Source organism: Micromonospora sp. NPDC049175 (assembly GCF_043197345.1).
GTDB lineage: Bacteria > Actinomycetota > Actinomycetes > Mycobacteriales > Micromonosporaceae > Micromonospora.
The window spans coordinates 468607-490573 of the sequence record NZ_JBICSY010000001.1; the positions used below are offsets into that span (position 1 = coordinate 468607).

Sequence of the window (21967 nt, forward strand, 5' to 3'; positions counted from 1 at the left end):
TGCGGGGCTCGCAGACCCGGGTCACTGCTCGCGCGCACGGCCCCTCTCCTCACAACCTGATGTCGAGCAGCCCGCCGCTGGCGTGCCGTGGGGTGCCCACCACCGCGGCGAGCGCGATCATCTCGTCGCCGGCCAGGCCGAGCAGGTCCCGTGTCGCGTTCTCCACGAACGCCCGGACCGGCCGGGCGAACAGGTCGGCCGCGCTGGCCGCGAGGGAGAGACCGTGCGCGGCCCAGCCGACGGCGTACTGGGTGGCCGTCCAGGCGGTCGGCCCGTGGGCGGCGTGCAGCTCCCGGGGGCGGACCGACAGGAACCACACCATTGACGCGTGCCGGACGCCGCAGCCGTCGTTCGGGGTGAGCGGGTAGCCGTACGTCGCCTCCAGCTTCGCGGTGATCTCCCGGTCGGCCCGGTGCAGGACGAGGTCGCCGTCCGGCCCGACCCGGTGCACACCGTCGGCGTACCCGTCGATGTCGCGCAGGGCGACCGAGACGGTGATCCGGTCGCGGACGGCGGCCAGGGTGGGCCCGGGCGCCGGCACGGCCAGCCAGCGGACGATGTCGTGCACGACCGCCGCCGGCAGCCGTCGGCGGCGGGAGTCGAAGCCGGGCCGGCCCGCCGGCATCCGCCCCGAGTGACGACGCCAGGCCAGCTCCGCCCAGTCCGGCGCGGTCGGCGCGGCGGCCGCTCCCGCCGGTACGCCGGAGCCGAGCCGGGTGGGCGGGTCGGTGAACGCCTGCTCCCGGTTCAGGGCCGCCACCTCGGCGAGGACCGGATCGGGCACCTCGGCGGGCGCGGGTGACCCGGCGGGCGTCGGGCCGGGCACCAGCGGGGGCGCGCCCAACCCGATGGTGACCGGCAGCGACCACTCCCCGGCGGGGTCGAGCCCCATCTCGGTGAGGACCGCGCCGGCCCCGGCGTCGGGCAGCCGCAGCCACGCCGGCACCCGGAAGTGGTGCAGGCCGATGGCGAGGGCGCGCAACGCGTAGCCGGTCTCGATGGCGACCAGGGACCCACGGAACCAGCGGTAGCCGCGCGGGATGCGGGTGTAGCGACCGGTGAGCGCGAGCTGCCGGGCCCGGGGCGCATGCCCGGGTAGCGACAGGCTGGTGAGCGCGTGCCGCTCGGGCTCCAGCAGCGCCCAGTGCTCGCCGTCGTCGGCGAAGACCTGCACGGGGTACAGGCAGCGCGGCGAGGCGTAGCCGCGGTGGGGGTTGTAGACGTTGTCCGGGTCGTACCACTGCGGCCCGTACGCGGCGACCAGGGCGTGCCCGACCGGGTCCGCCACCTCCCCCGTCACCTGCCCGTGCGGGTACGCGGTCCGGCCCAGCAGCTCCGCCGTCCCGTAGGGCAGTGGGCGACGGGCGCCTCCCTCGGCGACGGCCGGGGTGGGCGGATGGACGTGTGTCTCCATCGGGGGCACCGGCTCGGACAGCCAGGGTGGGATCACCGTCTCGTCCGCCCCGGCGGCGTACGCGTACCAGAGCGACTCCCGGCCGATGGTGTGGTCGGTGTACGGGGCGGGCACCCGCAGCCCGGCGCTCACGGGAACGGGTGGGGGTCGTAGGGCAGGGGGCGTCCGGCCTGGGCGGTGCCGGCGAGCGCGGCGGCGAGCCGGTGCTGGCCGAGCAGCCGCTGCTGGGCGTGGCCGAAGCACATCGGCAGGATGCCGGGTACGACCATCTTGACCACCGAGATGCCGACGTCCCGGTGCTCCCGGGTGCTCTGGTCGACGAGCACCATCCGGTCCATGCCGGCCGCCGCGTAGAGCTCCCGGACGTGGTCCAGGGCGCCCCGGACGTCACCGGCGGCGGCCCGGTCGAGCTGGCCGGGCCAGTCACCGAACGCCTCGGCGATCGTGGTCTTCGGGCCGCCGAGCACGGCGGTGGCACGGGCCAGCGTTGCCGGATGCATGTAGTAGCGGGGGTGGTGGACCAGTTCCTCCATGTTCCACGGGTCGGCCAGCATCGGCTCGATGTCGGAGGTGTCCGGGTCCTGCGGGTCGGTGACGAGTTGGGCGACCTCCCGTAGGGCGCCCCGGATGGCGGTGGCCGGGTTGGCGCCGGACCCTCCGGAGTGGAAGGTGGCCGGGAATCCACCGGTCCGGTTGACGGCGAGGGTCCACACGATCGGCAGGGCCACGTCGTGGGTGGCGACGAGGATGTGGACGTCGAACCCGCGCGCGTGGATGAGGTCGATCAGGGCCTGGCTGTCCGGGTCGGTGATCGTCGAGGTGGGGATCACCGGCAGCGGCGTGGCCCGGTGCCAGGCGATCAGGAAGGCGTCCCGCTCGGCGAGTTCGAGCAGCGAGTGCAGGGCGGCCTCTTCCAGGCAGGAGCCGGCCGCGCAGCCGCTGGAGGAGTCGTAGAAGTGCTTGCGGTTCTCCCGTGGGTTGGCCCGGCGCGCGGCGCGGGCGGCCCGGCGGTTCAGCTTGTACCGGTACTCGTACTGGTAGAAGCCGATCTCGGCGGGTACCAGCACCGGCTGTCCGGCGCCGAGGTCGTGGCCCCACACCCAGTCCATCGGGCTGTCCGGGTGCACCGGGAGCACCCGGGCGGTGGGGTGGGCGAGCTGCTCGTCGGTGTGCCCGCCGAGGGTGGCCGGGTCGAGCGCGTGGTCGGCGACCTGGCGGTAGGTCAGCCCCTGGAGCACCGGCGCGTCGAACGGGAAGCCGCCGAGGCGCTCGTAGAGTTCGATGAGGCCGACCGGTTCGGCCTCCCGGAAGGTCATCGCCCGGCCGTGTCCCCACGCCGGCGCGTCCGGCATGATCGACATGCTCATGGCGAAGGGCGCCGCCGACTCCAGAATGATCTTCTGGACCGGGCCGAAACGCTCGTCGACGACCCGGTCGCGCAGCGCCCCCGGGACGACCAGTCGGGAGCCGTCCGCGGCCCGGGTCGGGTCGCCCGGCGCGGCCGGGTGGCTGCGCAGGGTCAGCGGCTCCGGCCGCCAGTCCAGGTCCGGCTGGAAGCGCGGTGCGCACGACGAGCAGTAGAAGTGCCGTGGGATCCGGTGCCTCCGCACGCCTGCCGCGCCGACCACCGCCAGCTCCCCGGGGGCCAGCGGCACGTCCGCCAGGTTCCGGGCGGCCGCCGCCAGCAGGTCCGGCAGCAGCGGGTCGCCGGTGCCGGTCCGCCAGCGGTTGAGGTCCAGGCGGGCCTGCAACGGGTGCTCCAGCACCGAACGCTCGCGGGACTCGGCGCAGACCGGGCAGCCGGCGTCGGTGCCCGGGACCCAGCGCGGGCCGATCTGCACCTCCTCGTCGTACACCCGCACCGACAGGTGCTCGCGACCGTCGGCGGCACTGCGGCGCCACTGCCCGGTCTGCCAGTTCAGGTCGAATCCGTAGTCGAGCGTCACGGTGGCGTCGACCGCGAGCAAAGGGGCCAGCGCGGTGAGCCACTCGTCGGCGGCGTCGGCGGTGAACCCCGGCCCGAGGTTGACCAGGTCGGTGTCAGTGCCCATCGGTCTGCTCCTCGATGTCGCCGGCCACCTCGACCGGGCCGTACCAGAACGGAAGCTCGCCCAGGACGGGATCGGCGTGCCGGGCGCGGCCGCGGAACCGGCGACCGGTCGCCGCGGCCAGCGCGGTGAGCTGCTTGCGCAGCGCGTCCACCACACCGTCACCGGCGAGCAGCAGGGCGTCGGTGTGCAGGGCGGGCGCCGGCTCGCCACCTGCCGCCCGGACCTGCCCGGCGGTGACCGCCACCCCCACGGCGGCCCGGACGGCGGTGTCCGGGTCCGGCCCCCAGGCCACGCCGAGCGTCTCCCCGTCCGGGGTGCGCACCCGGGCCAGCCGCCAGTCCAGGCCGGGCACCGCGCGCAGGTCGACGACGTGCGGCTGGGCGCCCAGACTCTGCCGGATCCGGCGTGTCTCCGGGTCCAGGTCCGCCGGGTCCACAGTGGGGACCTGCTCGGCCTCGGCGGCGAGCAGCCGCAGCGCGCCGTCGAGCAGCCACGTCTCCTCGGTCAGTCCGGCCGCGCCGCCGTCGGCCGCCCGCCGCATCCCCTCCATCGCCGCCGCGACGTACGCGGTCTGGAGGTCCGGCCCGCCGGCGAAGACCGAGCCGTTCCGGCCGTCGCGGTACGCCAGCTCGCGCTGCGACAGCGGCAGTTGGGGCAGTTCCGGTTCCCGGTCCCCCCGGGTGTACGGGCCGGTCCAGCGGGCGGTGAGGGCGGAGACCGCCGGGGTCAGGTCGTCGATCGTGGGCAGCGCGACGGGCTGGGCGTCGTCCAGCGGGTGCCAACGCTCGTCGTCGGCCAGCGGCGCGCCGAGCACCACCCGGTCGGCGGTGAGCGCGTCGGAATGCACGACGTGCGCATCCCGGCGGGTGTCCTGACCCGCGATGACGGTGAACAGCAGGTGCGCGGCGAGGGCACCGGCAAGCGCGTCCGCGACCGGACGGGCGGCCGGCGGCACGTCGTCCGCCGCGGCCTGCTCCAGGACCCGGTCCCGCCACGCCGGCCACCCGGCGGCGGTCGCGGTGTCGGTCACCAGCGGACCGGCCACCAGCGCCCGGTCGTCCAGCAGCACCGGCAGCACCGGCACCGCACCCGGCTCGGGCGTCTCGTCGGCGGAGAAACAGCGGATCACCGCGTCGAAGCCGGTCAGGTCGTCGGCCGCGTCCCGCGCCCGCGCCGCACCGATCCCGGCCCGGAGCAGCCCCCGCACCGCCGGCCCGGTGACCTCGACGGGGCCCACCACCGCGACCCGCGCCGCCCGCACCGCCGCGAAGGCGGCGTACGGGTCCGCGGACACCGCCTCCAGGTACGCAAGTGGCCCGGCCCACCGCTGCCGCTCGGCCTCGGTCGGCTCGGCGACGGTGTGCGCCGCGAAGTCCAGCAGCAGGTTGTGCCCCCGTAGCTGGTCGACCAGGTGGCGCACTGCCGGCCTGGCCCGCTCGGTGCCCAGCGCGGTCACCATCTCGTCCTCGGTGGTGCCGACGTCCAGCAGCGGCACACAGGTGTCGGCGACCCGGAACAGCAGCGTCGAGCCTCGCAGGACGAGCTGGTCGCGGCCCCCGGCGAGGTAGACGCCGTCGGGCGTCGGCGCGTAGTGCAGGTACGGTCGCGCGCGCAGTCTCATGACTTCTTCCCTCCGTACTGGAACAGGCCGCCGGGGCGCCTGCCGATCTCGACCACCCACTCGTGGGCGTGCGTGCCGTCGACCACCCCGGGAAGTGCCTCCTCCAGGTAGTCCACGGCCTTCCCGTCGGCCCGACGTTCGAGCATCCGCGGCAGCACCCGGGTGCCGAGGGCGGAGGTCAGGTCGACGTACTGCGGCTTCTGCTTCTGCCGGCGGGGCATGATGTCGGCCGGGCGCAGCGACCGGGGCGCCTCGTCGTCGAAGGCGGTCTTGACCACCACCTCCTCCGGTACGCCGTACCGGCCGCGCCAGCCGGTGAGGGCGAGCAGCCGCTCGGGGCCCTCCGGCGTGGCCAGCGCCCCGTCCAGCTCGGCGCCGCCGTACCAGCGGCGGCGGCTCACCACCACGTCGCCGACGGCGATCCGCGGGGCGATCCGGGTACGGGCCCGGTCCCACGGGTTGCCGCCGTGCCAGAGGTCCAGCAGGTAGTTGTTGAGTCGGCCGCCGGTCGCCAGGCAGGACGCCACCGACAGGGGCGGTGGGAACAGCCCCGGGTGGCCGGTGCCCAGCGGCAGCACCCGCAGCCGCTGCCCGTCGGCGTCGGTGACGGCGAGCGTGTCGGTGTCCGGATCGTGCACCAGCCGCAGCGCGTACCAGTCGTCCGGGCCCAACCCGTCCGGCAGCACGCGAGGATGGGCGTTGACGTTGAGTCGGTGCAGCCCCAGGTCCTCCACGACCCGTGCGCCGTCCCAACCGAAGCGCTCGGCGAGCCGGTCGGCGAGGTACGGCAGCGCCCGCCCGCCGAGTCGCCGGTCGCCGTCGAGGAAGCGGGAGTAGAGCATGCCGTGCCCCGGCAGCCCGTCGTTGACGACCAACCGGTCCCCTGCCCACTGCGCGAGCACCCCGTAGCTGAGCGGGTCGCGCCGGAACTCCTCGGGCAGGTCGGCGACCAGCTCGTACGCCTGCTCGGCGGACCACCGCACCTCGGGCTCGCCCGCCTCGGCGGCCCGGGTGATCTCCGCCTGGCTGAAGGCCATGATCCGGCGGCGCAGCGCGTAGAGGCGCAGCAGCGGGTCGTCGCCGACCGGGCTGTCGTCGGTGAGCGTGGCGGCGTACTCCCCGGCCGCCACGGCCTGGGCGGACACCGCCTCGACGAGTTCGTCGGCGTGGTCGGCGAGCGAGACGCCGGCGCTGGCGCCGAAGCGCCCGACGAAGGCCCGGGTGGTCATCATGCGCACGTCGTGCAGCCAGTCGAAGACCGACAGCAGCTCCACCGCCGCGCCCAGGTCGGCCAGGTTGCCCCGGACCGGCTGGGTGTCCACGGTGGCCGGTGGGAGGAGGTAGTCCTCCTCCACCATCACCTGGGCCGGCCGCTGCGCCAGCCGGCTGACCCGGGCCAGGTCGGCGCGCAGGGTCGCCAGGTCGGCGCCTCGCTCCAGCACCGGCCCGTCGGCCAGCCGGGACAACCCGGCACGCACGTCGGTGAGGGCGTCGGCGGCCACGGTGTCCGGCCGGTCGAGCTGTTCGGCCAGGTCGGCGTCGCCGTTCTCGGCCTCGTTGAAGGTGCACAGGATGCCGCTGTCCAGCGCCCGCAGCACGATCTGCTCGGCGTCGGGCAGTGGGCAGCCGGCGTGCGTGGACACGTACGCGGCCACCGCCCGCGCGGGTCGCGGGCCCATGGCGATCGCGTCCATCAGCAGCTTGATCGGGCCCCGCAGGGGTGCCGAGAGGCGCTGGTAGCCGCCCTCGGTGGGGCGCAGGAAGAACAGCGCGCCCTGCTCCGGCTCCACGGCGGAGGTGGGCGAGAGCCCCACCCAGACGCCGAGCCGCGCCGCGCCGGCCGGTGGGTTCAGCCCGCCCAGCACGTAGGCGATCATGACGCGGTCCAGGCTGGGGAAGGAGTGCGCCCCGGTGAACGGCACGTCGCGTGGATCGATCCCGTCGGGGCCGGGCACGGCGATGCCGACAGCGGTGAACCGGGCCAGTGGGCTGGTCCGGACCATGGCCCGGGTGACGTACTGGATCAGGCCACGCTCGGACTTGCGGGCTCGGGCGGCCACCGGTTGGCCGGTGGCCACGGCGGCCCGGTAGCGCTCGGCCTCCTCGTGCACCTCGGGGGCGAGCAGGGCCAGCGAACGGCGCAGGTCCTCGTCGCCCAACAGCCCGGCGAGGGTCCCCCGTTCCCGCTCGGCCGCCGCCGGGTGCTCGGCGACGAGCCGGGCCCGCAGCTCGTCGCGGCGATGCCGGGCGGCGACCCAGGCGGCCACGGCGGGCAGATGGGTGAGGTCGGTGCGGGGCTCCCGGTCGCGGGAGATGGCGCGGCGGGCCTCCACCAGGCGCTTGCGTTCGGCCTCGTCGGAGCTGGCCCCGATCAGCCGGTAGAGATCGTCGGCGCAGTGGGCGGCGCTGTCGGACAGCGCCCGGTCCACGTCGGTCAGGTCGGCCAGGAGCACGCGGAGCGTCGGGTCGGCGAGGCGGGCGCGGCGCAGCGGGTTGATCCGCAGTTGCCAGAGGGGCTCCGCCGGTGAGGTGGTGGTGATCGGGGCGAGAGGCGCCGGGGCGGCGGGGGCGAGGGTCATGCCGCCCTCCCCGCGGCCGCGACGACCCGGACCCGGTCCCGGTTGAGCCGGTCCTGCCAGCTCTCACCGAGCACCTCGTCGACCAGCTCGCTGATCGCGTAGCACATGTAGTAGCGCTGCATCGGCGACACGGTGAGCAGCGGAAGCTGCTGGTAGAAGAGGTTGATCAGCACGCGGTAGGAGGCGAACCACTTGGTGGTCCGGTCGTAGGCGCCCGACGCGGCGACACTGCGGTGGAAATCGGTGTCCGGCTGGTCGCCGGTCGGCACCACGTCGGGCGCGCTGGGCGGGCCCATCGCGGCGGTGTCCACACCGCCGGTGATCTCGTCGAGCAGGTCGAGGCTGAGCGTGCCGTCGGTCACGGCCGCGTCGAAGGTGCCGGCGCAGTAGGCGAACGCCGTCCGCCAGGCCGCCGCCGGGCCGCTGGGGGTGCCGGCGAGCCGCTGCTCGACCACCGGGCGCAGCACCGCCGCCTCCCGCGCCAACCGCTCCGCGAAGGCCGGGCGTACGTCCTGGGTGGGCCGCGCCCAGGCCAGGAACGCCTCGACGTGCGACCGGAACGAGTAGACGCCGTGCGCCAGCCCCAGGAAGTAGGAGTCGGCGAGCGCCGCGAAGGCCTCGCCGAGGCGTACGGCGCCCTGCTCGGGGCGGAGCGCCAACTCGTCCACGGTGTCCAGCAGCGGTGTGGTCAGGACGCTCTGCGCCACCTCCCAACCGGGCAGGGCGCGCAGCGCCGGCTGTTGGGGGCCGGTGTCCTCCCGGCACAGCAGCAGCACCGCGCCGTGCTCGGCCATCGGCAGGTACGGCGGGGGCACCGCCTCCAACCGGCCGAACTCGCGGGCCTGGGTGAGGTAGTCCTCCTCGCTCAGGGCACGGGCCGGGTCCAGTGGGCCGGCGTCCATCCCCGCGGCGACGGTGGTCCAGTCCACACCCCCGGCGCCGCCGTAGGCGACGACGTCGACGTGGGGACCGTGCCGCCACCCGCGACGGAGGTGGACGACGGCGTTGCCGTCGTCGTGCAGCGCACGGGCCACCGGCACCACGGATCGTGCCAACCAGGGAAGCGTCAGGGGCCCCCTGGTGTAGAGCCGCACACCGATCACGTCGGTGGCCGGCTCATACGCCTCGGTCGTCATGTCGACGCACCTTTCCGGAATTGTCTCGACGAGCAGGAAATTCACTGGGAATTCAATTCTCGACCCGCGCGGCGATCGAACAACAATGTTCCTGACAACTGTCAGCAATTCGCTGACGGCGAGTCCCGGCGGGTGGTTTGCGCCTTTTGAGCGACCTACGCTAGGGTCTACTCATGTCTGCTGACACCGGCGCGCGTCAATTGGGCGGCGAGTCCGTGAATCGCCGAGGCCCGCTCGCCATGGGCGTCGTCACAATGATCGTCTACGGATTGCTCTGGCTGATCGTGGGCGTGACCGGCCTGCCGGTTCCCACCGGCGTCCGACTCGCCCTCGACCTGGTCGCCGTGGTCGCCGCCGTCGCCCTCCTGGTGGCGGGCCGGCGGTTGCGGGCGCGCGGCCCGTCCCGGGTCCGCCGCGTCCACCCGCACTCCATGCGCTGGTTCCACCTGGTCAACCTGGCCCAGACCGCGTTGATCCTCGGCGCCGTCTTCGGGCTGCTCCAGGCCGGTTCACCAGGGCTGATCGTGGTGGCCGTCTGCCTGGTCGTCGGGTTGCACTTCCTGCCGCTGGCCAAGATCTTCGACGTCCCCGGCTACTGGTGGACCGGCGCGCTGCTGATCCTGGTGGCCGCGGCCGGCGCGACAGCGTACGGTTTAGACACGGGCAACGAGACCGTACGCGCGGTGGTCGGCCTGCCGGCCGCCGTCGCGCTCTGGTCCACCGCGCTGGACGTTTCCCGGCGCGGCTGAGCGAGGGCCAGGCGCACCGACGTCGGCTGCACTCGTCCAACTTCGACTTGGACGAGCACAGCCGACGTCAGCCGCGTCAGCAGGTGCTGGGCGAGCGGGTGGGCGAGGGCGACAGGTGGTTCTCGCCGCCGTTCATCCACTGTGTCCGATCGCCGGTCCGGCTGGTCTCGGTCCGACTCTGACTGTCGTTCAGCAGGTGCTGGACGAGCAGGTCGAGGAGGAGGACGAGGTGCCGATGCTGCCGCTCGACGCGCCCAGCTCCGGCAGGGCCACGCCCTGGGCGACCTCGAGGACCTCCAGGTCGGCGATCTCGAACGAGTCGAAGGTCTTGTCGTCCTGGGCGGCGGCCTGGGTCTCGTCGATGCTCATGTCATTTCTCCCTCTGTGGTGAAGGGCTTTTCTTCAACCCTTCCGGTGAAATCAATTCTGGCCCTACCAAACGGCCGTGTCCATGCTTTGCCAGCGCCTGCTGACACATATCACGGTGGCAATTACACAAGCGCCGGCCGCAATCGGGAAAGGGCCGCCCGGAGGCAAGGTGAGAGCCTTTCGGAGAAGGCGCACACCAGGCCCGGACGGCCCCCTCGACGACGCTTCGGCGGGTCATTCGCGGCCCAGCTCCGCGCCGGCCCGCAGCGCCCACTCCGCGCCGTTGAGCAGCTGCCAGCCGTCCTCGGTGCGCCACGTGCCCAGCTCACCCTCCGGCCGGCTGCCGAGCAGGAAGTCCCCCACCGACGTCTCGCGCAGCCAGTCCAGCCGCAACACCCGGGCGGCCAGGTCGGCGTCGCCGATCCCCAGCCCGCACGGCGCCAGCCCCATCGCCGTCGCCACGAGGTACATCGTCTGGTAGACCACCCCGCAGTGCCGCAGCGTCATCCCGTAGGCGATGCCCGCGTACTTCCAGGACAGCCGCTGGAAGCGGGAGGTCAGGGTGATCAGCACGTCACCGTCCGCCTCGCCGCCGGTGGCTCCCGCGGCGACGTCCAACATCGCCGCCTGGTCGGCCGGCTCGTCGTTGACAAGCACCAACCGGTGCGCCACCGAGTCGTAGAACCAGATCCCGGCGTCCAGGCCCGCGCAGCGGCGCACGGTCAGGTACAGCTCGATCTCGTACGCCGACCCGCCGGTCGGATAGGGCCGTCCCACGATCTCGTTGCCGGTCGGGTCGCCCTCGGCACCGCGCAGCACCCGCACCCGGCCCACCCGGTAGAGGAACTCGCCGAGCTGGCGCAGGGTGAGCGGCTCCTCGCCGTAGGAGCGGATGGATCGGCGGCCCTCCAGCGCGACGGTGAACGCCGGATCCCGGGCCAGTACCTCGTCGAGGTCCGGGCGGTACAGCTCCACGGTGCGGCCCACCGGCGGCTCCTTGACGGCCGGCAGCGGCGGGATCTCCCCCCGGTGCGGGTAGATCCCACCGATCGGGTCGTCGTAGCGACCGGGGCGGGTGCGCGAGTGGAAGAGCAGGTCGTGGAAGGACCACTGGCGCAGCGTCGGATCCGTCTCGGACTCGAAGCCGCCGGCGCTGTCCCCCGCGTCGACGAGGCCCGCACCGACCAGATGACCCAGCAGCGTGCCGACCGCCGCGACGTCGAGGTCGTCGCCGGCCAGGTCCATCGGGGTACGCGGGGCGCCCAGCTCGGCCACCAGGCGTCGGGCGGCCGGGTGCACCAGGAGCACCCGGTGCCGGGCCAACGGCGACTCCAGCACCAGCGCGCCCTCCCGGGAGCGGCAGAAGGCGAAGCGGGACAGCCGCACCCGGGCGGCCGGCGCCACGGTGACCGGCGCGTACTCCGCTCCCGGCGCGGTCCGCTCCAGCCGCAGCATCTCCTGCTCGGCCGCGACGACGCCCCGGGCGAGCAGGTGGGGCGCCCGGTCGAGGAACCCGCGCAGTTGGGCGGCCTCCCGCCCGGTCAACCCGCTGAGCAGGTCGGCGGGGTCGACCGGCCCGTCGGCGAGCCGGCGGAGCGCCGCGGTGAGCCCGTCGCCGACCTGCCGCATCGCGACCACGCCGGCGGGGCTGGTGAGGACGATGCGACCGGCTTCGAACTCCGCCCGGACGTCGTCGCGGAACCCGACGACCGTGCCGTCGGTGAGGGTTGTCGTCTGCATGGTGCACTCCGTATCCGTCGCGGGGCTGGTCTCGGGTCTCGCCGCCACGGATCCCGGACCTCGCCGGACACGACGCAACGAGGCGCCGCCACCACTGTCACCGGCCACCCCCGCCGCCGTCGTCGACTGATGACGCGCGCACCGCACTCCGGTGACACCGGTCATGCCGGGCTCGTGACACCCGTACCGGCATCCGTGACGGACATCGTGGTGGCGCTGGCCGAGACGTGGGGTCCGGGCAGAGGCTGGCCGAGCCCCCTCCTGCCCGGCGGCGGGCGGAGGCCGCGGACGGGAGGTCACGGGTGGAGACCGGCGAGGCGAACTACGTACGACGGCTGCTGGACGCCCTGCAACGGCGACCCGGACGGCAGGTCCTGCACCGACCGGAGGGATCGACGTCCGGCGGTGCGCTCGCCGCGGCGATCCTGGCCACCGCCGTCGGACTGGCCCGCGCGGGTGTGGCCCGCGGGGAGACGGTGGCCGTGCTGACCGAGCCGAACGTGCCGGCCATGCTCGTCACCCGGTACGCCGCGCACCTGCTCGGCGCCACCGTCACACACGTACGCTCGATGAACGCCCGCGCCGACGGTGAGCACCTGTCCACGGTCGCCCGCCTGCGGGTGCTGCGCGCCACGGGTGCCCGCACCCTCGTTGTCGACGCGGCGAACGCCGGGCGGGGTCGGGAGTTGGCCGTCGCGGCGCCCGCGTTGACGGTACTGGCCGTCGACGACCTGCTCCGGCACCGGTCGGGTCGCCTCCCGACCGCCGCCTGGCACCCGAACGACATCGCCGTGGTAGACCTGACCAGTGGCAGCTCCGGTGACCCGAAGTTGGTGCGGCAACCGTTCGGCGCCCGCGACACCCGGATCCGGGTGTCCGCCGGCGACGGCGCGCCGGACTGGCCGGTGACCATGCTGTCGGTGACCCCGGTCAGCCACGCCACGGCGACAATGGTCGACGCGGTCCTGATCGGCGGGGGCGCGGTGGTGCTCCGCGACGGCTTCGGCCTGGACGACGTGGTCGACGCCGTCGTCCGGCACCGGGTGACGGACGTCTACCTGGCGGTGCCGCACCTCTACCAGCTTGTCGACCGGCCGGAGGCCGCCCGTCGGGCGCTGCCCTCGCTGCGTCAGGTGCTCTACAGCGGCACCTTCGCCGCTCCGACCCGCATCGCCCAGGCGGTGACGCTCTTCGGTGAACGGCTGACCCAGCTCTACGGCAGCACCGAGGCCGGCGGCATGTGCACCCTCACCCCGCTCGATCACGCCGAGCCGGAGCTCCTGCCCAGCGTCGGCCGGCCCTTCTCGTGGGTCGATCTGGAGATCCGCGAGGCCGACGGCCGGGCCGCGACGCCGCGCGGCGTCACCGGCGAGGTCTGGGTACGCGCCGCGACCACGATGGCCGGCTATCTCGGCGACCCGGCGTTGACCGCGCAGACGATGCACGACGGTTGGCTGCGCACCGGCGACCTGGCCCGCTTCGACCGCTACGGATACCTCCACCTCGTCGGACGCATCGGCAGCGTGATCAAGGCGAACGGCTTGAAGATCCATCCGTCCACCGTGGAACGGGTGCTGCTCGCCCACCCGGCGGTCGCCGACGCCGTCGTGTACGACCGACGCGACCCGCGCCACGGCGAGACCGCCCACGCCGCGGTGCAGCTGCGTCCGGGGGTCCGGTGCGGTGCCGCCCAACTACGCGACCACGTCGCCGCCGGGCTCTCGCCGGCGCACGTGCCGGCCAGCTTCTCGTTCCTCGACGCGCTGCCGCTGACCGTGTCGGGAAAACCCGACCGCGTCGCCCTCCGCGCCGCCGCCGATTGACCCGCCGTTCAGTCGAAATGGAATATCCGGACGGTCAACGCCCGACGACTGTCGGCCGGAGAGCCGCGATGGTCGGACGAGCGGCCCCTACCGTCGACGTCGTTGATGCGAAGCTGGCCAGGTGACGATCAGGGTTCTGCTCGCCGAGGACATGAACATGGTCCGCGGCGCCCTCCTGGCACTGCTCGCCCTGGAGCCCGACATCGACGTCGTCGCCGAGGTGGCGTCCGGTGACGACATCCTGCCGGCGGCGCTGGCGCAACGGCCGGATGTCGCGGTGCTCGACATCGACCTGCCGGGAATCAACGGGCTGACCGCGGCGGGTCTGCTGCACGAGCAGTTGCCGAGCTGCCGCTGCCTGATGCTGACCAGCCTCGGCCGGCCGGGCAACCTGCGCCGGGCGATGGCGGCGCACGTCGCCGGTTTCATCCTCAAGGACGCCCCACCGGAGATCCTGGCCGACGCGATCCGGGGCGTGGCGGCCGGCCGTCGGGTGGTCGACCCGCAACTCGTGCTCTCCGCCTGGGACAGCGCCGAATGCCCGCTGACCACACGCGAGGCCGAAGTGCTCCGGCTCACCGAGAAGGGCGCCGAGCCGACCGAGATCGCCAAGCGGCTGTTCCTGTCCCCCGGGACCGTCCGCAACTACCTGACCACCGCGGTGACGAAGCTCAACGCCCGAAACCGGATCGACGCGATCCGGATCGCCCGCGACGCCGGCTGGCTCTGACCCCTGCCGGCCGGCCCGGTCAGGACGCGAGCTGGGCGGGCGCGTCCACGGAGGCGGGCAGGCTCACCGGCAGCTCGGCCTTGAGCCGGAACCAGCCGTCCGGGGTGCAACAGGTGACCAGGCGGCCGCCGAGCGCCCCGGCCCGGTCGCTGAGGTTGCGCAGCCCGCTGCCCCCGTGCTCGGACGGCAGGCCGGGCCCCTGGTCGGCGCCGTCGTTGGCGATGGTGAAGAGCACGCGCCCGCCCTGCTCGCTCACCAGGACCTCGCAGTTGCGCGCCCTGCTGTGCCGCAGCAGATTGGTGACTCCCTCACGGAGCACGGTGGCGAGCACGGTGCTGACCGCCTGCGGCAGCGGGGGGTGGTCGATCTCCATCCGTACCCGGATGCCGGCGGCGGCCAGCACCGACTGCGCCGAGCGGGCCTCGTCGCCCAGCGACATGTCGCGGTAGCCGCTGGCGAGCTCCCGTACGTCGGCCAGCGCCTGCCGTGAGATGCCCAGGATGTCGTCCAGCTCGGCGAGCGCGCGGTCCGGGTTGCGGACCACCAGGCGGCGGGTCAACTCGCTCTTGAGGGTGACCGCGGAGAGGCTGTAGCCGAGCAGGTCGTGCAGGTCACGGGAGAAGCGGAGCCGTTCCCGGATCACCGCCAACCGGGCCAGTTCGGTGCGGGTCGTGTGCAGCTCACCGACCAGGATGGACATCTGGGACAACCCGTAGACGATCAGGCCGGTCAGCATCGTGGACACCGTCGTGTACGCGACGAGCAGGACCTCGCTGGTCATCGCCGACTGGATCACGACGGTGCCGAACACCGTCGCCGCGAACGCCACGACGGAGCGGGGAGGCGCCAGCATCAGCAGGAAACTGCCCGCGACGAAGCCCGGCATCCCGACCCAGGACTGCCCGAAGACGAAGAACGGCAGGAAACCGAGGAGCGTCTGGGCGGCGAGCAGCCCCAGACGGGCCGGCGCGGCGAGCCGACGGGCCCGATCGGTCAGGAAGAACAGTTGCAGTGACAGCAGGCCGCCCATCGACACCAGGGCGAGCACGACCGCGCGGGGCTCCTGCGCCGCCTCGAGGATGTTGAGCAGCGCGACCAGGCTGAGCCCGGTGACGACGGTGGCGACCACGGCCCGGGCCAGTCGCGACGCCGTGGGGCCGGTGCGCACGTCGTCGTTGAGCGGTCTCGAGTCGTCTGACGGTGTCCGGTCCATGTGCACGCCCCCCGAGCGCCGATCTTCTCCGCGCGAGCGTATGCGAACGCGCCCTCGCGGCGGATCCGCGATGACGGCGGAGTTCGATGTTACGGTCTGCGCCGCCCGAGCGGGGGGCAGCATCACTCGTGCGCCCGCCCCGCGGACTGCCCGTCCCCGCTGGTCGCCGCCGCCGGCTCGGTCGGCGCGCCGGCGACCGCCACGCCCGTCGCGAGCAGATGCGCCACCGCCTCACCGACAAGCGCCGTCGGCAGTCCCACGGCCACCGTCAGCTCCGCCACGGTGCGCGGCACGGCCAGCGCCTCGACCAGCGGGCCGCCGTCCGGACGGTGCAGGACCACCCGGTACGCGCCGCCGGGCACCTCCAGCACCAGAGCACCCGACTCGCGGCGCGTCTGGACCGCCGGGGAGAGCCACACCGGGCGGTCGGCGGGCGGCGGTGCCACCCGGAACGACGCGCTCGGGGTCAGGGGCACGGCCGACAGCCACGGACCGAGGCCGTCGTCCAGGCCCACCGACCGGACCACCACGTGCTGAAGGCGGTCCAGCAACGCGGCCAGCCGGCGACGCAGGTCCTCGACGCCGTCGTCCGCGACACCCCGGAGAACGTTCTCCAGGGACACCGGGCCGAAGCTCATCCGGCGCAGCGACTCCACGGTCGTCGGGTCCGGATCGGTCACCCGGATCTCACCCCACCGGGTCAGCAGCAGCACGCTGCCGTCCGGGGCGCCGGTCTCCACGAGCACGTCCTCCGGGAACGACCAGAGTGCGACAGTCCTGACCTGCCGGCCGGGTTGCCGCCACGACATGTGGCTGTTCACCTGGGCCCTCCTCGCTCCGGCGACTCGCCGATGGATCAGACAAAGATCGGAATCGGGTTCAGGTCCTCGTACCTCGTGGCGGTATCCAGCCGCCCGAGGTGGACCGGCAGGTCGAAGAGGCGCCCCGGCCCGAACCTGGCCCAGAAGTGCCGCAGACCCGGTACGAGCACCTTCACCACCGGCAGGCCGATGTCCGGCCGCGTCTGGTCGAGCACCAGCAGCTCCATGCCCTGCGCCGCCACCGCCCGCTGCACGGTACGGATGTCGTCGCGCAGGTCGGTGCCCGGGACGTAGCCGTAGTCGGCGGGCGTACGGGCCGACACCTCGGCGTTCGGCCGCAGCCAGGGTTGGTTGGCCACCGTCGCGCTCGCCCACCAGCGGCGGGCCTCCGGGTCGTCGCAGGCGTACCCACTCCCCTGGGCGTCCACCTCCACCACGGCGGGCAGCAGCTGGTTGACCTCGGTCAGTGCCCGGCGCAGCGCCACCGCCGGGTCGAGATGCGCACCGAAGCCGAAGACGATGTCCTCCGCCGGCTTGTCCGTGCGCCGGGACAGGGCCACGAACGTCGGCACGCCCAGGTCGGCGGTCAGGTCCAGGGCCCACACCTCACGGTGCAGCCGGCGGTGCACCTGCCGCAGCTCGACCATCCACCCGTCGGCGAAGGCGTCGAGGTCCACCCCCGGCTGCCGGGTGCGGTTGTACCACCACAGCGCCACCGCGTCGCGCTCCACCAGCTCGAAGAAACCCTGGCAGATCGCGTCCTCCAGGCTGGCTCCGGCGGCGTTGCCGTTCGAGTCGGCCCGCAGGCACCGCTGGCTGGCCTCCGCCGGGGTGCCGTAGTAGAGCAGGGCGGTGGGGAGCAGGCGCTGCCGCCCGGTGGTCAGCGACCACACCGGCGTCCAGTCCAGCTCGGCGTGCTCGTCGAAGCGCGGGCCGACGTACTGGAACGCCGAGTGCCGGGTGTTCCAGGCGGCGCGATCGGCGTACTGGCGGTCGTCGAACAACTGCACCGCGTTGGGGTGGACGGCCTCGTCGCCCAGCTCGCCGAAGCGGGCCCGGATGCGCAACTCGTCGCCGTGGAACGTGCCCGACTGGCGTTCCAGCGCCTCACAGAGCGCGCTCACCCGAGCCTGCTCGGCGGTGGCGCCCTTGCCGCCGTGCTCACTGCGCAGACCTCGACGCAGGTCGTCCAGGCCGCGCACGTCCAGGGCGAGGTTGGCGCCCGCGCGGTAGGAGTGCAGGAACTCCGGCCCGTGCGTGTCCCGGCGGATCTCCCGGACCAGCCCGGTGACCGGGCTGACGAGGTGCTCGTACCGCTGCCACACCTGCTCCGGTGAGAGCGCCCGGTGGCCACCACCGTCGGTCGACGCCTTGGGCCGACTGACCGGGGTGACCGGGCGGCGGGTGCGCTCGCGGACGAGCTGCGGGTCGCCGCAGGAGGGGCACTGCGGGCGGGCCCGCAGCTCGTGACGCCGCCCGTCGAGGGTGAGGGTGTCCACGGTCCACACCGCCTGCTGACCGGCGTAGCGGTGGCCGGCCAGCCACTTCGTCGCTTCGAGGGCGACGAGGTGGGCGGCGACGGCGGCCGACGGCGGCACGGCGGCGGCGGGACGGGGCACCGGTCCGTCGCGTCCGAGGACGCGCTGCACGTACGCCTCGGCCCGCCGGTGCAACCAGAGCCGGTGCGCCAGGCAGTGCCAGCAGGCCTGACCCGGTCGCAGCACCGGGCCGATCCAGAGCTGGGTGCCGACCGGGCGGGCCAGCAGCCAGGGTCGTGCGGCTTCGCTCTGCCGCCGGTTCACCGCGGCCAGCTCGGCGTCGAGGTAGTCGGCGCAGAGCACCACGTCGAGGTCCGCGGCACCCTCGCCGGTCATCAGGGTGAGGCCGGCGGTGGAGCAGGCCTCGCGTACCGCGGTGTCGTCGACCCCGCCCACGGCCTGGACCCGGACGGCGGCGCCGGTCAGGGCGGAGGTCGCGGCATCGCTGTCCAGCCCGGCCGACTCCCAGTACGCCACGGCCCGCGGGTCGTGCTGTCCACGACCGGGGGTACGGGCGACGAGCAGCCCGGCCTCGGCCAGGTCGCGGACCAGCCCCGCGCATTCCTCCGGGGCCTCCCGCAGCACCGTCGCCACGTCGCGGGTGCCGTCCAGCAGCGGGGTGAGGTGTTCCATCCGGGCCGCCTGGACGGCCGTCACACCGTGCTCCGAGAAGAGGTACGTCGCCTCGCCGGCGACGACCTCCGGACGCAGGTGCCGCCGGAAGCCCACAAGAGACGGCTCCACGACCCCGGTCATCTCAGGCGGCCCGCTCGTCGTGAGCGGCGTCCGCCAGACAGATCCAGGTGAAGGCGGCAGCCGCGGTGTCGGACGTCGTCCACCCGTCGTGCTGGCTGATCCGCAGGCCGGAGCTCGCACTGGCGAGGCCTCGGAAGGCGTTGGCGGTGCCCGCCACACGGGAGTCGCGGTCGGGGGCGGATGAGTGCGCCATGGTGATCCTCGTTCCGGGTGGGGCAGGGGATCAGGCTCGCCCTGCGATGGAGAAATGGTGTCGTCGCGGGGGGTGGCCCCACCAGTGCCGACGTCACCGACCCGATGTGAAAAACACACATCGGCGCGGTGGGGAAATTCAGGTTCGCCGGCCGCGCAATTTCATGTCCGTCTCGGGATCGGCGCACTGTTCCGGGCACGGTCGCGCCGCCATGCTTTTGGGCAACGTCGGAATGGCCCTGGCAACGCCGGCCAGCGACGACTCTCTCACCAGCGGGGTGGCCCAATGAGCATTCGAATTGTCGTCTGCGACGACCACGCTCTGGTCCTGGACGCGTTCGCGGAGACTCTGCGGACGGTCCCGGGCTTCGAGATCGTCGGTCTCGTCAACGGTGGCCAGCACGTGGTCGCCACGGTCCGGCAGCTGCGTCCCTCCATCGTGCTCCTGAGCATGGGGATGGCCGGCACCGACTGCCTTCAACTCGCCCGTCAGGTACGCGAGGCACTCCCCTCCTGCGGCGTCGCGCTGATCGCCGCCGCGCCCACCCGAGCCCTCGTGGATCGCGCGGTGGAGGCGGGCGTCCTCAGCGTGATTCCGAAACACGCGCGCCTGTCCCACCTGGTCGGCGCGGTCCGCGGGGTGGCCGCCGGCTGCCTCACCATCGACCCGGCCCTGATCGGGCCACCCGGGGCGCGGGCGCAGGCCCTGTCCCACCGCGAGCGGGAGATCCTCAGCCTCACCGTCGGCGGCGCCTCGGTGAAGGAGATCGCGAAGGAGCTCTTCCTCTCCGCCGGGACGGTCCGCAACCTGTCCTCCTCCGCGATGCGCAAGCTCAAGGGGCGTAACCGTTTCGACGCCGCCCGCATCGCCTACGAGCAGGGCTGGCTCTGACTGCCTGTGACATCTGTCCCGGACCACGGTGATGTCGGTCAGCGACGCCACTCTCCGGCCGCCGGACGCCCTAGCGTCCTGGAAAACCAATCGAAAGGGAAAAAACGTGACAGCACCGGAGCACCCCCGATGAGCGCCCTGGTAGTCGACGGGCTGCGCAAGCGGTATCGCGGACACGAGGCAGTGGCCGGCATCGGCTTCACCGTCGAGCAGGGGGAGATCGTCGCCCTCCTCGGCCCGAACGGCGCCGGCAAGACCACCACGCTGGAGATCCTGGAGGGCTTCCGCAGCCGCGACGCCGGCCACGTGGAGGTGCTGGGCCGCGACCCGGGCGACCGGGCCGAGCGACGCTGGCTGCGGGAGCGGGTCGGCCTGGTCCTCCAGGACATCGCTGTGGAACCGCACCTGCGCGTGCGGGAGACGATCGCCCGCAGCGCCGGTTACTACCCGGCCCCCCGTGACGTGGACGAGGTAATCCACCTCGTCGGGCTCGACGAGAAGCGCGACGCCAAGGTGAAGGACCTCTCCGGCGGGCAGAAACGCCGGCTGGACCTCGCCCTCGGCGTGATCGGCGACCCGAAGCTGCTCTTCCTCGACGAACCCACCACCGGTTTCGACCCGACCGCCCGCCGCGGCGCCTGGGAGGTCGTCCGCAGCCTGCGCGATCTCGGCACCACAGTCGTGCTGACCACCCACTACATGGACGAGGCGCAGGCCCTCGCCGACCAGATCGTGGTGCTCAACGCGGGCCGCGTGGTCGCACAGGGCACCCCGGAGACGATCGGCGGCCGAGACACCGCCCGTACCCGGATCCGCTTCGCCCGTCCCGACGGTGTGGCGCCGGAGGAGTTGCCCGTCGTCCCCAGTGAGATCGACGAGACGAACGTGACCATCGAGGTGGACGACGCCACCGAGGCGTTGCACCGGCTGACCGGCTGGGCGCTGGCACGCGGGACGTCGCTGCACCGACTGGCGGTGGAGCAGCCCACCCTCGAGGACGTCTACCTGAGCCTGACCGGCGACGCCGCCGGCCAGCCCGAAGCCTCGCCCACGTCACGTCGGGAGCGCCGCAGGAACCGGAGGGCAGCATGACCACGTTGAATCCCGTCGCCGTCGACGTCACCGACGCGACCACCGACCGCCCGTCCCGCCGCCGCCGCGGCGGCGACCTGGCCGTGCTGCTGCACCAGATTCGGTACGAGCAGCTGTCGTTCTGGCGCAACCCACAGGCCATGATCTTCACGTTCGTTTTTCCGATCGCGTTCATCGCCATCATCGGTGCGGTCTTCGGTGGCGGGGAGGCCAGCGACTTCTTCTACGGCCGCACCGGCATGCAGTACTACACCGCGACGATCGCCGCCGTGTCGGTGCTCGGGGCCTGCTACGGCCAGCTCGCCATCGCGCTCGCCGCCCGACGGCAGACCGGCGTGCTCAAGCGACTGCACGCCACCCCGCTGCCGGCCTGGATCTACTTCGCCGGGCTCCTCGCACACTGCCTGATGGTCAGCGTCATCGACGTCGTCCTGGTGGTGAGCGTGGGCGCGCTGTACGACGCGCCGGTGCCCGCCGACTGGGCCTCGGTCGGTGTCACGCTGCTGCTCGGCTCGGTCTGCTACTGCGCCCTCGGTGCGGCGGTCGCCTCGCTGGTCAGCAACTCCGAGGCGGCCCCCGCGGTGGTTCAGTTCGTACAGTTCCCGCTCGTCTTCATCTCCGGCAGCTACTTCCCCATCCACTCCGACACGTTGAACACCCTGGCGGGGCTGCTGCCCGTGAAGCCGTTCAACGACGCCCTGTTGTCGGCGTTCACCACAGGCGACGGCCTGCACTGGAAACAGCACGGCGTCCTGCTCGCCTGGGGCGTGCTGGGCACCCTGATCGCCGTCCGTCGGTTCCGCTGGGACCCGCGCCCGGAGTGATCCGTGGCCGTACCGGCCCGCCAGCACGGCGGCGTCCGGACGGTGAGTTCCGGCCCTGGTTCCGGAGCTCGCCGCCCGGACGTCGCCGTTCTCGTCCGCGGCTGCGGCTGCGGCTGCGGCTGCGGCTGCGGCTGCGGCTGCGGCTGCGGCTGCGGCTGCGGACAGATGCAGGGGGCGCGGCACGGCGTGGACGCGGGCAGGGTCAGCGGGACGGGGACGTGCTCACGCGGCTGGCTCGCTCACGGTGGACCATGCTCGTCGGTGACCCCAGCCGCAGGCGTGCCGGGCAATGCCGATCAGCCACCGGCGGACCGTCCCTCGACGGCGTGAGGCGGAGGGCACGGTGCCTGGTCGCTGTGCCTGTCGAGCTGCCCCACCAGTGGGGCGGGCCTGCCCGTGGCCAGCTGCGTGCCGGTGTCCGGTTGCG

At 73.5% G+C, this 21967-nt stretch carries 17 protein-coding genes; 6 read left to right on the top strand and 11 right to left on the bottom strand.

What is annotated here, in order from left to right; genetic code table 11:
* Positions 1 to 49: 49 nt before the first annotated feature.
* The 5 genes from ACGFH8_RS01890 to ACGFH8_RS01910 are packed head-to-tail and all read right to left on the bottom strand — an operon-like array spanning position 50 to position 8801.
* A complete protein-coding gene (locus ACGFH8_RS01890) occupies positions 50 to 1546 on the bottom strand; it encodes a hypothetical protein (RefSeq protein ID WP_393361942.1) in 1497 nt (498 codons plus the stop codon).
* Positions 1543 to 3465 carry a TOMM precursor leader peptide-binding protein gene (locus ACGFH8_RS01895; RefSeq protein WP_393361945.1) on the bottom strand — a complete coding sequence of 641 codons (1923 nt, stop codon included), beginning with the start codon at positions 3463 to 3465 and terminating at the stop codon, positions 1543 to 1545. Before ACGFH8_RS01895 ends, ACGFH8_RS01890 begins: the two co-directional genes overlap by 4 nt.
* Entirely contained in the window at positions 3455 to 5086 is a 1632-nt protein-coding gene (locus tag ACGFH8_RS01900) for a hypothetical protein (RefSeq protein ID WP_393361948.1), read from the bottom strand. The genes ACGFH8_RS01895 and ACGFH8_RS01900 overlap by 11 nt, the downstream gene beginning before the upstream one ends.
* Positions 5083 to 7665, bottom strand: a complete 2583-nt coding sequence (locus tag ACGFH8_RS01905) for a hypothetical protein (RefSeq protein ID WP_393361951.1) — start codon at positions 7663 to 7665, stop codon at positions 5083 to 5085. The genes ACGFH8_RS01900 and ACGFH8_RS01905 overlap by 4 nt, the downstream gene beginning before the upstream one ends.
* Complete coding sequence (locus ACGFH8_RS01910) at positions 7662 to 8801, bottom strand: hypothetical protein (protein WP_393361954.1); 1140 nt, start codon at positions 8799 to 8801, stop codon at positions 7662 to 7664. The genes ACGFH8_RS01905 and ACGFH8_RS01910 overlap by 4 nt, the downstream gene beginning before the upstream one ends.
* Before the next feature lie 173 nt (positions 8802 to 8974).
* Here ACGFH8_RS01910 and ACGFH8_RS01915 point away from each other — a divergent pair, with 173 nt between their 5' ends.
* Complete coding sequence (locus ACGFH8_RS01915) at positions 8975 to 9550, top strand: hypothetical protein (RefSeq protein ID WP_393361957.1); 576 nt, start codon at positions 8975 to 8977, stop codon at positions 9548 to 9550.
* A 189-nt stretch (positions 9551 to 9739) separates the two neighbouring features.
* Here ACGFH8_RS01915 and ACGFH8_RS01920 read toward each other — a convergent pair whose 3' ends face one another.
* Together ACGFH8_RS01920 and ACGFH8_RS01925 are read right to left on the bottom strand one after the other, a co-directional pair.
* Complete coding sequence (locus ACGFH8_RS01920; protein WP_204940828.1) at positions 9740 to 9919, bottom strand: thiazolylpeptide-type bacteriocin; 180 nt, start codon at positions 9917 to 9919, stop codon at positions 9740 to 9742.
* Positions 9920 to 10153: 234 nt separating this feature from the next.
* Complete coding sequence (locus tag ACGFH8_RS01925) at positions 10154 to 11659, bottom strand: SagB family peptide dehydrogenase (RefSeq protein ID WP_393361959.1); 1506 nt, start codon at positions 11657 to 11659, stop codon at positions 10154 to 10156.
* Between the two features lie 302 nt (positions 11660 to 11961).
* On the opposite strand from ACGFH8_RS01925, the gene ACGFH8_RS01930 reads away from it, so the two are divergent.
* Together ACGFH8_RS01930 and ACGFH8_RS01935 are read left to right on the top strand one after the other, a co-directional pair.
* The gene (locus ACGFH8_RS01930; protein WP_393361962.1) at positions 11962 to 13482 is read left to right on the top strand and encodes a class I adenylate-forming enzyme family protein; all 1521 of its coding nucleotides are present in this window, start codon (positions 11962 to 11964) and stop codon (positions 13480 to 13482) included.
* A 121-nt stretch (positions 13483 to 13603) separates the two neighbouring features.
* Positions 13604 to 14212, top strand: coding sequence for a DNA-binding response regulator (locus ACGFH8_RS01935; RefSeq protein WP_393361965.1), 609 nt, complete (start codon positions 13604 to 13606; stop codon positions 14210 to 14212).
* 19 nt (positions 14213 to 14231) lie between these two features.
* On the opposite strand, the gene ACGFH8_RS01940 is transcribed toward ACGFH8_RS01935, so the two are convergent.
* The 4 genes from ACGFH8_RS01940 to ACGFH8_RS01955 all read right to left on the bottom strand — a co-directional run bounded on the left by ACGFH8_RS01940 (position 14232) and on the right by ACGFH8_RS01955 (position 18733).
* A complete protein-coding gene (locus tag ACGFH8_RS01940; protein WP_393361969.1) occupies positions 14232 to 15425 on the bottom strand; it encodes a sensor histidine kinase in 1194 nt (397 codons plus the stop codon).
* A 122-nt stretch (positions 15426 to 15547) separates the two neighbouring features.
* Positions 15548 to 16246, bottom strand: coding sequence for a hypothetical protein (locus tag ACGFH8_RS01945; RefSeq protein WP_393361972.1), 699 nt, complete (start codon positions 16244 to 16246; stop codon positions 15548 to 15550).
* Positions 16247 to 16281: 35 nt separating this feature from the next.
* Entirely contained in the window at positions 16282 to 18528 is a 2247-nt protein-coding gene (locus ACGFH8_RS01950) for a TOMM precursor leader peptide-binding protein (protein ID WP_393361975.1), read from the bottom strand.
* A gap of 13 nt (positions 18529 to 18541) precedes the next feature.
* A complete protein-coding gene (locus ACGFH8_RS01955) occupies positions 18542 to 18733 on the bottom strand; it encodes a hypothetical protein (protein WP_393361978.1) in 192 nt (63 codons plus the stop codon).
* 285 nt (positions 18734 to 19018) lie between these two features.
* Here ACGFH8_RS01955 and ACGFH8_RS01960 point away from each other — a divergent pair, with 285 nt between their 5' ends.
* The 3 genes from ACGFH8_RS01960 to ACGFH8_RS01970 all read left to right on the top strand — a co-directional run bounded on the left by ACGFH8_RS01960 (position 19019) and on the right by ACGFH8_RS01970 (position 21540).
* Positions 19019 to 19624, top strand: coding sequence for a response regulator transcription factor (locus ACGFH8_RS01960; protein WP_393361981.1), 606 nt, complete (start codon positions 19019 to 19021; stop codon positions 19622 to 19624).
* Positions 19625 to 19753: 129 nt separating this feature from the next.
* Complete coding sequence (locus ACGFH8_RS01965) at positions 19754 to 20716, top strand: ATP-binding cassette domain-containing protein (RefSeq protein ID WP_393361984.1); 963 nt, start codon at positions 19754 to 19756, stop codon at positions 20714 to 20716.
* Positions 20713 to 21540 (top strand): ABC transporter permease, encoded by an 828-nt coding sequence (locus tag ACGFH8_RS01970; RefSeq protein WP_393361987.1) that lies wholly within the window; start codon positions 20713 to 20715, stop codon positions 21538 to 21540. The genes ACGFH8_RS01965 and ACGFH8_RS01970 overlap by 4 nt, the downstream gene beginning before the upstream one ends.
* The last annotated feature ends 427 nt before the right edge of the window (positions 21541 to 21967 follow it).